Genomic DNA, 12,895 nt, shown 5'->3' on the forward strand with positions numbered 1-12,895 from the left:
TTGGTCATTTATTTGTTGGGCGTCAGCTTTATTGAAGTGGGTGGTTTGGGTACTCCTCCAATCGGAATTGTGTAAAACGGTAGTGTTTCGTTATACTGGTTAGTAATGTAAAAACTTACATTATTGTTTTTAGCCGGTTTGCCTTTGTGCTTATGAAACTGCACATCAAAAGACGATTCCTTTTCACTTTCTTTAATTTCGTGCTCGCTATTTTTCCAATTACCATCTCCGGATTTATCTAAATGAATGGCAAATCTAGTGTTTGTGATAATTTTCATTTCTCCATCATTGTCCCAATCAAAATTCCCTTGTTTTACAGAAATTACTTCACTATCGATATAAGGATATACGTGTGAAACTTCTTTTGGATCATCATGCATTCTAAAAGTATACTCAAAAGTAAATGCATTTCCTCCTTCAATTTCAACATTTGATGTTTTTGAAGTACTCAGAAAATATTTGTACAAATTTCCATCATCTCCCGATATACCTTCAGCGATTACTTTGAAAACATAACCGCCATATTTTGATGTCAATTCTCCAGAAGTTGGATTAAAAGGCCCAAATGTGTACCATTTTTGATCATATCCATCACCAAATGTTTTAGTTGCTAATAGATTTCCACTTTTATAATTACCAATAGGGTTAGATGCTCTTGCATCCTTTTCTGTAACACAGCCTTTACCACCGTAAACACTAAATTTAGTTTTGGTGTTCCATTCTCCTTTCTTTTCATCTATGGTTCCGCCAACGCCCGGATCATAAACTCTGATATAAACAGGATCTTTATGCGTTTTTGGAATGACAAAAAAGAAAGTTTGTGAAAAATCATCATCCCCCCATGACTTGTCCCCTTTATTTCCAAAAGTGACTAAATAAGGAATGTTTTCTTCAGTAGCCGGAACAGCTTGCGAAAACCCATTAAATGTGATGATAACTCCAATAAATGCGGTAAATAATAAACTTTTCATGAGTAAACTTTATTGCCTTCAATTCAAATATCAGGCCATTGTTATTCATTGTATTCTTTCCTTCCCCTTTTGGAATTTGAACAGCACTAAATATAATTAAATTAATATGAATTGATAAAACCCCGACACTCATATTATTCTTAGGTATTGATAATTAGGTTTTAACACCGAGTGAATCCAAATAAAATTTAACACTCCGATTATTTTTAGTTAAAAAATATTTAACTTGCAGCAATTCATACCTCAATGAAAGCTATAATAAACAACGTATTTGGAAAGGGAATTGCCTTTTTGGCTTTTTTACTTTTTGTAAATCAAGGTCTTGCGCAGCCATCCAATGATGATCCATGTAATGCAATTCCGTTAACTGTAGGAACAAGTTGTTCATATTCAACTTATACAAATGCCAATGCCACGGCAACTTCAGGTGTTACAGCTCCGGGTTGTGCCAGTTACTCTGGAGGTGACGTTTGGTTTACGGTTACAGTTCCTGCAGGAGGACAAGTAACAATTGATTTTATTCAAGGTGTTATGACTGATGGTGGAGCTGCAGCATATAGTGGTAACAACTGTAATTCATTGAATCTTTTATCCTGTAATGATGACGGAAGTACAAATGGATTGATGCCCTTGTTAACAGTTACCGGTCAAACTCCGGGTTCTACTCTTTATATCAGAGTGTGGGAGTATGGAAACAATAATAATGGAACATTTGGTATATGTGCTACTGAACCTGCAGGCCCTCCAGCGAATGATGATTGTACAGGAGCCACACCTCTTACTGTTAATCCGGATGATAACTGTGGAACGACAACTGCAGGAACAATTGAGAGTGCAACCGCATCTTCACAAGCAAGCGGATGCAGTGGAACAGCAGATGATGATGTATGGTTTTCATTTACAGCAACAAGTACAACTCAGTATATTGATTTACTTAATGTTTCAGGGAGTACGACGGATTTATATCACAGTGTTTATTCAGGAACCTGTGGTTCAATTGGATCACCTATTTCTTGTAGTGATCCCAATAGTAGCACTGTATCTGGTTTAACTGTTGGAAACACTTATTATGTAAGAGTTTATTCATGGACCAGTACTACAGGTCAAACAACTGATTTTGATATTTGTATTGGAACGCCACCGCCGCCTCCACCTAATGATGACTGCACTGGTGCTATTTCTTTACCAGTGAATCCAGACGATAATTGTGGATCTACAACAGCAGGAACCATTGGTGGTGCCACACAATCTTCACAAACAAATGATTGTGGTGGAACAGCAGATGATGATGTTTGGTTTTCTTTTACCGCAACAAGTACAACTCAGTATATTGATTTGTTAAATGTATCCGGAAGTACAACTGATTTATATCACAGTGTGTACGATATTAACAACTGTAATAGTATAGGATCTGCTTTGGTATGTAGTGATCCAAACAGCAGTACTGTGTCTGGTTTAACAATTGGAAATACATATTATGTAAGAGTTTTTTCATGGACAAGTACAGCTGGTCAGGTTACAGATTTTGATATTTGTATTGGAACACCGCCACCGCCACCACCTAATGATGATTGTACAGGGGCAGAGCCGGTAACAATGTCTACAACAACTTGTAATTACACTTCAGGTACAATTGGAGGGGCAACACAATCTTCACAAACCAATGATTGTGGAGGGACAGCAGATGATGATGTTTGGTATTCATTTGTGGCAACATCAAATACGGCAATTGTAAGTTTGACAAATGTGAGTGGAAGTACAACCGATTTGTATCACAGTGTTTATTCAGGTACCTGTAATTCAATTGGTACAGCAATTTCATGTAGTGATCCAAATTCAAGTTCAATAACCGGATTGACAATTGGGAACACTTATTATGTAAGAGTTTATTCTTGGACAAGTACGGCGGGACAAACTACTGATTTTGATATCTGTATTATGGAAACAGGGGCATGCGGAACTCCTGCAACACAAGATTACTGTATGGCTCCGGCATTACTTACACCAGGCGCAGGAAGTTTCTCAGCCAATACTTCAGGAACTTATACTGATGATGAGCCCGCAAATCTATCATCACTATTTTGTGGATCAATTGAAAATAATTCATGGTATGAGTTTGTGGCCACTTCGTCAACTGCAACTTTTGACTTTGTGAGTGTGACAGGATGCACATCCGGGATTCAAGCAGAGGTTTATGATGTTACACAGGACGTAAATGGGTGTTGTACTGGTTTTACATCAATGTCTAATTGTTGGAACCCAAGTACTGCTACAAGTGGTACAGTAACCGCAACAGGATTAACTGTTGGACAGACCTATGTATTAATGGTTGATGGTTATGGAGGGGATGTTTGTGATTTTACAGTTTCAAACTGGACAGCTTATGGTATTCTTCCTGTAACATTGGTAGATTTTGTAGGAATGACTTTGCCGGATGCAAATCAATTAAGTTGGGTAACCAAAACAGAAACAGACAATGATCATTTTAATGTTTTGAGATCCTATAATGGAATGGATTTTGAGAAAATTGGAGAAATAGGAGGGGCTGGAACAACAGTGGCTGAACATCAATATCAATTCTCGGATAGAGAAATCCGACATGGTAAGGTGTATTATAAATTGGAACAAGTTGACTATAATGGACAAGCCGCGGTTACCGAAACGATTGTATTGAATAGGGAAGTGACCGGGAATGGAGTGGTAGATATTTGGCCAAATCCGGCCACTGAGAAGTTAATGGTTGAAATTAACGGTGAGCACCATATTTCAGGAAAATTAGAAGTTTTGGATGCAAGAGGTGTTGTGGTTAAAGTGATAAATATTGACATAGAACATTCTCAATTGTTAGAGATTGATTTGCTTGATTTAGAAAATGGTGTTTACATGTTAAGATACCAGGATCAAACAGGCTTAGTTCAAATGAATAAATTTATTAAGTCGTAAAAATGAAAGCATTATTTAGCATATTATTCCTTTGCAGTGGATTGTTACTGTTTGGTCAAACAACAGTTGGAGTTGAAAATAAAGGTGATTTTACAACAGATGAGGATAAGGCTTTTGAGAAAGCTTATTATGAAGTAAAGCAAAATGGCGAAACAGCTTTTACTATTGATGTGGAATTTAAGGATGTCCCCTTTGATGTAGCAAAATTTAGAATGATTAAAGACCAAATGCTTTTAAAAGAAGGAATCTTTAAAGTGGAATTGATTAAGGATAATAAAACTATTAGAGTGTGCCATCTTTCATTTATTGAGGTAGAAACTATAAAGTCTTTTATTATTCCTTATAGACAGGATTTTGATACAACGGAAAAAGAGCCTTTTGAGTTTAAGCTCTAAAATCTGATTGAATCATGTCGTTGCTTTTGGTGTTGTTTAATGGTGTACCATAAGCTTCTAAATGCAAGTCTACTATTTCCATTAATTGACTGATTTCATATTCAAATAGAAGTTCAACATTCAATTCTGAGGTCCAAATACTCTTTAAAAAAACTGAATCAGCAATTCCGTTCACCACTAAATTGGCTACAGTATTATTGAGTTCATTTTTGTTTACCGAAGTTGCGAAAATGGCATGGCATCCTTTGTTTTCAAAATAGGAAAGTAAGCTTTGAACTGTATGCTGCGGATTTTCATGTGATATAAATCCAATTTTCACTCTGTTTATAGTTAGAAGATGAATTGTGTCCCCTCTTAAATCTGTAGGAGCAAAAGTAGATTTTACACCTTCGTAATTTTGTTGAATGTTGGCGATTAAACTTTTAATGTGTCTTGGTTTACCATTTCCTAGTTTGTCTTCAAGTATGTAAATTTTTGTTTTCATAAAAATAGTCTGAGGTTATTTAAATTGTAGTTGTTTGTAAGGACAGGCAATTTGGACAATATTTTGTACAATTCAATCAGGATTAAATCTGATTTTGACTAAAAAAATGATAGGTGTTTTAACCGATTAAATCAAGCCGATTTTGAAAGCGTATTTTATAAGACCAGCTGTATTTTTAACTTGTAATTTACTGATAATGTTTTGTCTATGAGAGTCAATTGTACGCTTACTGACGTTTAATTCACCAGCAATTTCTTCATTGGTCATTTCAGAAGCAATCAATGCTAAAACTTCTTTTTCTCGTTTAGTTAAAATATCATGATCCTGACTTACTGAACTTCGTAATTGCTTTTCTTTTTGAAACTTGGACTCATTGTATGGATTCATCAATTTAATGGCAACTTCATTGCTGTAATAATGTCCTCCATTAATTATGGTGTCAATGGCTTCATCAAGGATTTCAGTTCCGGCATTTTTTAGCAGATAACCCACCGCACCTGCGTTGATCATACTGCGTATTTCATACTCTTCATTGTACATTGATATGGCCACTATTTTAGTAAACTTATCTAGTTTGAGTATTTCCTGTGTTACACTTATGCCGTCTCTGTCAGGCATATTGATGTCCATAAAGATAATATCGTAGTTGTTTACCTTACACAAAGTAATGGCATCATCACCATTGATAGCTTCATCTATCTTGTCAATCCTTCCTTGGAATCGACCATTTTCAATTGTGTATTTGATACCATTTCGTACCAATTTATGATCATCTACAATTAAAATTCTAAACTTCTTCATTAGATTGGATTACAGGGAAAATCACATGGGTAGAAGTTCCTTTTCCTATTTTACTTTCAATAATTAATTCACCATTAAATGCTTTCACTTTTGTTTTAAGATTATTATATCCTCTGTTTTCTCTTATAACATCAAGCTTTGCTGTGTCAAAACCTACACCATTATCTTTTAATAGTAGGCTTACTTTTTTTCCATTGTCTATCAAATTTAGTTCAATCCAAAGTTTTGTGGCATTTGCATGTTTTATCATGTTGTTAACAAACTCTTGAGCAATTCTGTATATCACGATTTCCAGATCACCTTCAAAGCGTTTGACTTCATCATTTTTTGAGAAGATAACTTCTAAATTGTCATGAACTTTTAATTTGCCAACCATATCTGCTATGGCCATGTTCAACCCACCGCGCGTTAAAACGCTTGGCATTAAGTTAAACGAAATTTCTCTTAAATGTTTTATTGAACCATCAAGAATTTCCATACAAGTGGCCATAATTTCCTGCGATTTCTCAGGATTGTCAATTTGTTTTTTGAGATTACTGATCATCAATTTTGTCATTGATAGCTCTTGTCCGAGAGAATCATGAAGATCATCTGCAATTCTTTTATGTTCAGCTTGCTGAGTCTGGAAAATGGTTTTTAAAATGAGGTTTTCACGCTCTTTTTGTTCAGTAATATCTTTGATTGAAACTAGATATCCTTTGAAATGGTCATACCTGTCTAAAATTTTTGAGCAGGTAAGCTGACCGATTATATTCTTTCTTTTGCCTTTAACTACTGTTTCTATTAAAACACCATTTTCTCCTGCTTCTAGTTGGCTTTTGATTTTTTTAAAAATGTTCTCTTCTTGAATAAAGTCATCAAATAGATAAGAAGAATTTTCAATGGAAATACCTAGCGTCAGTTCAACCGCAATATTAATATCAGTTAAACGTCCTTCTTCATCCAATATCATCACCAGATCAGTCACTGCATTAAAAATGCTACTGAAATAATCTCGAGAAACATTGGCGGATTCTAATTCTTCACCTAATATGTTGATCCCACTGATGATCATGTCCAGCTCATTGAGGTCGTCTGAAATGGGGCCTTTGTAATCGTAGTTACCTGCAGAATATTCTACCAATAATTTACTTATTTCATCTATTTGATCTGAAGACATTATCTATTCTTTTTGCTCTCTCAACCACTTTATAGCTTCTTCCTCATTGGTAAACATCCTAATTGGAATATTCGATTTGACGAATGAGATTTTAATAAAAATATTTGCCAGATGAGAAGCGAATACTGATTTAGTAACAATTGCTCCAGCAATAAGTCCCTCTTGTCCTTCATCTGAAGAAAGGTATTGTCTGGCCTCCCTTGTAAATCCCTTAAACCCTGATTCAGACGCAATCATTCTTACTCGTTGATAGTTGGTAAACTCTTTTCTCTTTTTAACGGCATCTTTAGCCATATCAAGATCAAACATTCCGCCCTTGTACCAACCGAACACAATATCGCCCCTTATTTCAAGCCTGATATTTTCATTTTCGAATGTCCTGTTTTCAGTCATGAGATTCTACTTCGGTTGACCCTAATTTAATCAAGAAGTTTGATTTAATAAGTTTTAGGTGATAATACTTAAGTTTATAAACGTATATTTCCTTGACGAAATTCAATTTTTCTACTGATGTTTTTGTCGAGCGGGAATGGGAATTTTGATGTGACAAATTACACCAAATTATTATTCACATCAATATGAACACATCTACAACAATCGAGTCAGTTAATAATATTATTAACATCATCAAGCAAAAAAAAATTGCTCACCTTTACACAGGGCCAAACAAAATTGAAAACAACGTAATATCTATTGATAATCAAAAAGTTGTCAATTTTGGATCATGCAGTTACCTGGGGTTGGAATTTGAGAATAGGGTAACAGACGGAGCAAAAAATGCATTGGATAATTATGGATCCCAATTTTCTTGTTCAAGGGCTTATTTATCAGTTAATCTTTACGAAAAACTAGAGGAATTGTTATCCAATTTGTTTAGGCATCCGGTAGTAGTTACTCCTACAACAACTTTAGGTCATATAGCTGCAATTCCAATTTTAGTGGATAAAAAGGATGCTGTCATCCTGGATCATCAAGTACATAGTTCTGTTCAAACCGCAGTAAAGCTTATAAAATCAGAGGGAACTCATGTTGAAATGTTGAGACATAATAATATGGAGAAACTTGAAACGAGGATTATAGAGTTATCTGAAAAACATCAACATATTTGGTATATGGCAGATGGGATTTATTCAATGTTCGGTGATTTTGCACCTCTTGATGAAATTCACGCTCTTCTTGAAAAATATCCAAAATTTCATTTATATATTGATGACGCGCATGGAATGAGTTGCTTTGGAGAAAGAGGTCAGGGTTATGTTTTGTCACAAATTCATCATCATGATAGGATGGTTGTAGCCACCTCGTTTGCAAAAGCTTTTGCTACAGGAGGGGGAGCATTAATTTTTCCAAATCAAGAAATGGCGGATAGAGTAAGGAATTGTGGTGGACCAATGATAACGTCAGGTCCTCTTCAACCGGCTAATTTGGGAGCAGCCATTGAAGTTGCGAAAATTCACTTGTCAGAAGATATATTGACATATCAGAAGGAGCTTAAGGAAAAAATCAAATTCACCAATCAACTACTTAAAGAGCAAAATTTACCGAACCTCTCAAATGAAAGCACACCAGTTTTTTTTATTGGTGTAGGTATACCAAAATTAGCATATGACCTTGTGCAAAAGATGAAAGATTCAGGGCATTTCTTGAATGTGGGGATTTTTCCTGCAGTTCCGATTAAAAATTCAGGAGTCAGATTCACTATTACCAGATTGCACAGTAAGGCTCAAATCAAAAGAATGGTAGAAGATTTGGCATTCCATTTTTATCAATCTTTAATCGAAAATAACTATGACCTTGAAAGTATTTATAAAGATTTCAGAATAAAAAGGAAAAATGTGAAAAACACTGTTTTAAAACTAAATACCGAAAAATTTCAGGTCAATGTTTTTAAGAGTATAATAGAAATTGATAAGGATATTTGGAACTCTACATTAGGAACTCGAGGTATGTTAGATTGGGGAAATCTGAGCTTATTAGAAAAGTCGTTTGCAAATAATAAATTAAAAGAAGAAAACTGGGATTTTAACTATGTTATCATTTCTGATACAAAAGGTAAAGTTATACTCAGTTCATTTTACACAACAGGAATATATAAAGATGACATGTTGGCATCACTTGAAATAAGTGAAGAGCTTGAAAAAATAAGATTGCTTGATCCCTATTATGGTACTTCCAAATTCTTATGTGTTGGAAGCCTAATTACTGAAGGAGATCATATCTATTTGAATAAACAACATGACCTATGGAAAGTCGCATTAAAGCAATTTATTAATCATATTAACCAACTAAAGTCAGAAATGGAATTGGAGACCTTGATTATAAGGGATTTGCCGGCTAATGACTCTCAAATGGATGATATAATGTTGGACAATGGTTATTTTAAGATAAATATGCCATTGTCTTATAAATTGGATCTTTCTAATTGGCAAGACGGAGAGTTTTTGGAGATACTGTCTAAAAGATCCAAAAAGCACTTCAAGCAGAATGTTCGAAGATTCATGAAGTTTTATAAGATTGACATTCCTGAAAATTTGGAGGAAAGTGAATTGTTCCACTTGTATCAACTTTACTCAAATGTTCATGCAAAAGGCCTTGAAATCAATACGTATAAATTGCCTTTTAGTTTGTTTAAGAATATGGCCAATCATGATGAGTGGGATATTATAAGATTAAAGGTTGATGTTAATAAAGGAATTGGTATTCCAAACTACATAACTGCTGGAGTTGTTTTTGCCTATAAAGGTAAAAGTGATTATGTAGGTGGTTTGGTTGGAATTGATTATGACTTGAATATTGAATTTGGCGTCTATAGACAAGCTATTTATCAATTTATTCTTCGAGCAAATGAATTAAACTACGATCATCTTGATTTCGGATTCTGTGCAGGTGTGGAGAAAAAGAAATTTGGAGCGAAGTCACATCTCGTTTGTGCTTATGTCCAACAAAACGACAATTATAAAATGGAGTCTTTGGCATTCAACACTGCGTATCAAAAGTTGGAAGAAAGGGCATAAGTATTTTTACGTATTTATTTGGGATGATTGATTATTAATTGATATTGCGGAAAGTACTTTTTTTATAAAAAAATATTATTCGCTATCCCTGATTAAAACTGAGATTCTGAACTAGCTACTTAATTTTTAGTTGAAATTGTTTGGAAATTATCTATTTCTAATATAGCTTTCTGATAACCAATTATTTATTTGTAAGTGTTTAATACTAGAAATTAGCGGAAGGCAATTAAATGACCCAGGAAATTAAAATAGGAATAGCTGAAGACCAAACTCTTTTTCGTCACGGACTCATTCAATTATTGAATGAACTAGACGGTATGCAGGTGATTGTTGAAGCTGAAAATGGTCAGGAATTTCTTGATCAACTTGATGAAAATAAAATTGATGTAGCTCTTTTAGATTATCGCATGCCCGTTTTAAACGGAACAAAAACAGCAAGAGAGTTAGGACTTAGACATCCGGATATTAAAATCCTCTTCATCTCCATGTATAACGAAGAAGAGTTTATTATCAGTGCTATTGAAAATGGAGCTAATGGCTACATTACAAAAGATCAAGACATCAATGAAATTGAATTGGCTATTCAAAGTTTGATGAATACAGGATATTACATGAATGATGGTACATCTAGCCTTATTATTTCAAATCTCTTGAGCAATGGAAGGCTGTCACCAACTTTCAATAACAAATCAAATACACTAACTGATACAGAAATTACAGTTATCAAATTGATTTGTCAAGAGTACAGAACCAGTGAAATTGCTACAATGATTCACCGCGGAACTAGAACAGTGGAAGGCATTAGATCTAATATTCTTAAAAAAATAGGAGCCAAAAATTCAAGCGGAATAGTAATGTACGCCGTGAAAAATGGCCTCATAGATTTATAATCTAAAATTTTCATGCATAGTAAGCAGCGCGGAGACCTTGTGTTTAATTACGGGTCTCCGCGCCTTTTTTGCTAAAAAATTTCTAAATTAGAAATCGTTATAAACCCTATTTATCAATTTGAATGACAGTTTGTTGTCAACGCCGTTGACATTTAAAAAATCAACCCATTTCTCAAACTCTCATTCAGCAAAAAAATCAATATGGATCAACTTTTAGTAGACTATAAAGCCTATTATAAAGCACGTATGGATCGTTGGGAAGGTAATCCGCTTTATCCCAATAGCTATCAATCTGAAAAAGCTTTATTTGAGGCTATGAATTCATGTAATGAGTTAATTGAATTCAAAGACAAAATCGGCGATCTCAACATTAAAAATGCAATCGCCTTGGTTATAGACAAAGAAACAGCTAGGCTTAAACACTTTGAAGAATTACAGGAAACTGTAAGAGCATTAGGACCAAAGTTCACATTAGAGAGAATTGGAAATGCTTCTACAGATATAGAAGTGGCGCAAATTGCCACAGAAGCTGAACATGAAGCAATGATTCTTATCTCAGTTGATTTGATGATCGATCATTTTTACAGCGATATTATTCCAAGATTGGAAACTTTACAAATGCTTAAAACAATTGAAGGAGCAGAAAAATATCAATCAGATATTGATTATTCTATTCAAGAAGAAATTAGGCTGATTAAAGAAAATGTTCAACTGTTGGAAGATAATGCTCAGAATTGGCAACAAGGCTGGAAATTCAATCCTGATTTAGTTTGGGAATTCAGACACCGCAGAAAAATACCACTGCCGGATGAGGTATTGCAAAAAAGAATGAACGAATACAAAACCTTGTAAGCCATGCCAATAGATGATATGTATTTAAATCCCATGTTAGATCCGTTCAGAAACATGGCGAAAGATTGTCAGGAAAAAGGATATACTGGCGAAGCAATGGAAAAAATGATGGCTGCTCTGCAACGAATGGAACAGTTGGGGCAAGAAGAATCTGATATTGGAGCTTATTCCGGTAAAATTACTTCTGAAGGATTACAAATGACTTTTTCAAATGCATATGGAGAAGTATTGTCAAATGCAGCAAAATCTGAACAAGGAAATGCAGAGGATTATGATGATGCCGCCATGCTCAAAACCTCTGTAGACGCGCTTAAAAATGCAATTGTTGAGTTAAACAGAGCCAAAGATGATCAAATGGCAGAGGCTGAAAAGCACGCCAAAGACAAAACAGCGCTAGAAGTTGCTCAAAATGAAATTGACGTACTCAATAAAAATGACGTAATTATCAAAGCTATTCAGGAGTTGATAGATTATGGAGAGTCGGGTGTAAATCTGCCAACCTTTTTAAGGGTGCAAATGGAACGTGGTTTGGATAAAGCCATGGAAGGTTCAACAGTGGTAAGAGACGGATTGATTTATAGTCAAGGATGGGCTGAAGCTTGTCGTATAAGTCCTTATGATATTGCTAAAAACAACGAAAAATTAGCTTCGTTTGACAATTTAGCTTCACAGGCTAAGTTTGAAGTGCCAGATTCTCTACAAGTGAGCTTGGCTGAACAAAAAATAGATCATAAGCACACACCGGACATTGCAAAATGGGACGGCATTTTAGACGCCTGGGAACGCATAATGGGATTGTTGGCAACCTGGTCATACGCTCACATGAGCTTTGCCGATAAGATTTTTCCTTGGGATGCAATGGCAAATCCATGGCCTGATATTCAAAGAACAAAAGATATTTATCCGGGTCAAATTAAGGCCAGGTTGCAAATATTTAAGGAGAATTTCGGAATGGATTTCTACGATATTTTTCAGCACGAAACATTTAAATGGAAAGTAGAGAATTATCAAATTGACGACTCGCAATTGTGGTTTGAAACAATGATCAATGTGATCTATCCACAGTGCAAGCCCGGTAATTATCTTAATCAGGAAACTATCACCGAGGTTGAAAGACAGTGGAAAGGTAATCTAATGGTGAATCCTGAAAGACATAAAGATGTTGATCGTTTCATTTCATTTTTTGATAGTGTTTTTGGTGCCGGTGCCTTTGCTAAGAAAACCAGAGAAACTTATGACTGGGGTGACAGACCTGCGGAGCCATGGAATTTGTCAAATTTTAATGTGCAAAAAGTATAGGGCGGCTATTTCGGTTCTCCGGCTTTAGTGCCCTTTTCTAAAAATTACAAATACTTTTTTGAACCGCGAGTTTGCATAGCGCCACTG

The 12,895-nt window shown here is 35.0% G+C and carries 11 protein-coding genes; 6 read left to right on the plus strand and 5 right to left on the minus strand.

The window, feature by feature from the left end:
- Positions 1-8: 8 nt before the first annotated feature.
- Positions 9-971 carry a hypothetical protein gene (locus K6119_RS15565; RefSeq protein WP_221833148.1) on the minus strand — a complete coding sequence of 321 codons (963 nt, stop codon included), beginning with the start codon at positions 969-971 and terminating at the stop codon, positions 9-11.
- A gap of 246 nt (positions 972-1,217) precedes the next feature.
- Here K6119_RS15565 and K6119_RS15570 point away from each other — a divergent pair, with 246 nt between their 5' ends.
- Together K6119_RS15570 and K6119_RS15575 are read left to right on the plus strand one after the other, a co-directional pair.
- Positions 1,218-3,914, plus strand: coding sequence for a T9SS type A sorting domain-containing protein (locus tag K6119_RS15570; protein ID WP_221833149.1), 2,697 nt, complete (start codon positions 1,218-1,220; stop codon positions 3,912-3,914).
- A gap of 2 nt (positions 3,915-3,916) precedes the next feature.
- Positions 3,917-4,309: a hypothetical protein gene (locus K6119_RS15575; protein WP_221833150.1), complete on the plus strand. Its 393-nt coding sequence runs from the start codon at positions 3,917-3,919 to the stop codon at positions 4,307-4,309.
- Here K6119_RS15575 and K6119_RS15580 read toward each other — a convergent pair.
- The 4 genes from K6119_RS15580 to K6119_RS15595 form a co-directional block, all read right to left on the minus strand.
- Positions 4,299-4,793: a hypothetical protein gene (locus tag K6119_RS15580; protein WP_221833151.1), complete on the minus strand. Its 495-nt coding sequence runs from the start codon at positions 4,791-4,793 to the stop codon at positions 4,299-4,301. The genes K6119_RS15575 and K6119_RS15580 overlap by 11 nt on opposite strands.
- A gap of 126 nt (positions 4,794-4,919) precedes the next feature.
- Positions 4,920-5,594, minus strand: coding sequence for a response regulator (locus K6119_RS15585; RefSeq protein WP_221833152.1), 675 nt, complete (start codon positions 5,592-5,594; stop codon positions 4,920-4,922).
- The gene (locus K6119_RS15590) at positions 5,581-6,753 is read right to left on the minus strand and encodes a sensor histidine kinase (protein ID WP_221833154.1); all 1,173 of its coding nucleotides are present in this window, start codon (positions 6,751-6,753) and stop codon (positions 5,581-5,583) included. The genes K6119_RS15585 and K6119_RS15590 overlap by 14 nt, the downstream gene beginning before the upstream one ends.
- A gap of 3 nt (positions 6,754-6,756) precedes the next feature.
- Positions 6,757-7,146 (minus strand): DUF7793 family protein, encoded by a 390-nt coding sequence (locus K6119_RS15595; RefSeq protein WP_221833156.1) that lies wholly within the window; start codon positions 7,144-7,146, stop codon positions 6,757-6,759.
- A gap of 185 nt (positions 7,147-7,331) precedes the next feature.
- On the opposite strand from K6119_RS15595, the gene K6119_RS15600 reads away from it, so the two are divergent.
- The 4 genes from K6119_RS15600 (at position 7,332) to K6119_RS15615 (ending at position 12,808) form a co-directional block, all read left to right on the plus strand.
- The gene (locus K6119_RS15600) at positions 7,332-9,767 is read left to right on the plus strand and encodes an aminotransferase class I/II-fold pyridoxal phosphate-dependent enzyme (RefSeq protein WP_221833158.1); all 2,436 of its coding nucleotides are present in this window, start codon (positions 7,332-7,334) and stop codon (positions 9,765-9,767) included.
- Between the two features lie 230 nt (positions 9,768-9,997).
- Complete coding sequence (locus K6119_RS15605) at positions 9,998-10,657, plus strand: response regulator transcription factor (protein WP_221833159.1); 660 nt, start codon at positions 9,998-10,000, stop codon at positions 10,655-10,657.
- Between the two features lie 201 nt (positions 10,658-10,858).
- The gene (locus K6119_RS15610) at positions 10,859-11,509 is read left to right on the plus strand and encodes a hypothetical protein (protein WP_221833161.1); all 651 of its coding nucleotides are present in this window, start codon (positions 10,859-10,861) and stop codon (positions 11,507-11,509) included.
- Between the two features lie 3 nt (positions 11,510-11,512).
- Entirely contained in the window at positions 11,513-12,808 is a 1,296-nt protein-coding gene (locus K6119_RS15615; RefSeq protein WP_221833163.1) for a hypothetical protein, read from the plus strand.
- Positions 12,809-12,895: the final 87 nt, after the last annotated feature.

The sequence above is a fragment of the Paracrocinitomix mangrovi genome, from assembly GCF_019740355.2.
Taxonomy (GTDB): domain Bacteria; phylum Bacteroidota; class Bacteroidia; order Flavobacteriales_D; family Crocinitomicaceae; genus Paracrocinitomix; species Paracrocinitomix mangrovi.

What these genes read in the sequence shown, in the direction of transcription:
- K6119_RS15610 (WP_221833161.1), top strand. Translation starts at nt 10,859, where the DNA reads ATGGATCAACTTTTAGTAGACTATAAAGCCTATTATAAAGCACGTATG.
- K6119_RS15570 (WP_221833149.1), top strand. Translation starts at nt 1,218, where the DNA reads ATGAAAGCTATAATAAACAACGTATTTGGAAAGGGAATTGCCTTTTTG.
- K6119_RS15615 (WP_221833163.1), top strand. Translation starts at nt 11,513, where the DNA reads ATGCCAATAGATGATATGTATTTAAATCCCATGTTAGATCCGTTCAGA.
- K6119_RS15605 (WP_221833159.1), top strand. Translation starts at nt 9,998, where the DNA reads ATGACCCAGGAAATTAAAATAGGAATAGCTGAAGACCAAACTCTTTTT.
- K6119_RS15590 (WP_221833154.1), bottom strand. Translation starts at nt 6,753, where the DNA reads ATGTCTTCAGATCAAATAGATGAAATAAGTAAATTATTGGTAGAATAT.
- K6119_RS15565 (WP_221833148.1), bottom strand. Translation starts at nt 971, where the DNA reads ATGAAAAGTTTATTATTTACCGCATTTATTGGAGTTATCATCACATTT.
- K6119_RS15595 (WP_221833156.1), bottom strand. Translation starts at nt 7,146, where the DNA reads ATGACTGAAAACAGGACATTCGAAAATGAAAATATCAGGCTTGAAATA.
- K6119_RS15575 (WP_221833150.1), top strand. Translation starts at nt 3,917, where the DNA reads ATGAAAGCATTATTTAGCATATTATTCCTTTGCAGTGGATTGTTACTG.
- K6119_RS15600 (WP_221833158.1), top strand. Translation starts at nt 7,332, where the DNA reads ATGAACACATCTACAACAATCGAGTCAGTTAATAATATTATTAACATC.
- K6119_RS15580 (WP_221833151.1), bottom strand. Translation starts at nt 4,793, where the DNA reads ATGAAAACAAAAATTTACATACTTGAAGACAAACTAGGAAATGGTAAA.
- K6119_RS15585 (WP_221833152.1), bottom strand. Translation starts at nt 5,594, where the DNA reads ATGAAGAAGTTTAGAATTTTAATTGTAGATGATCATAAATTGGTACGA.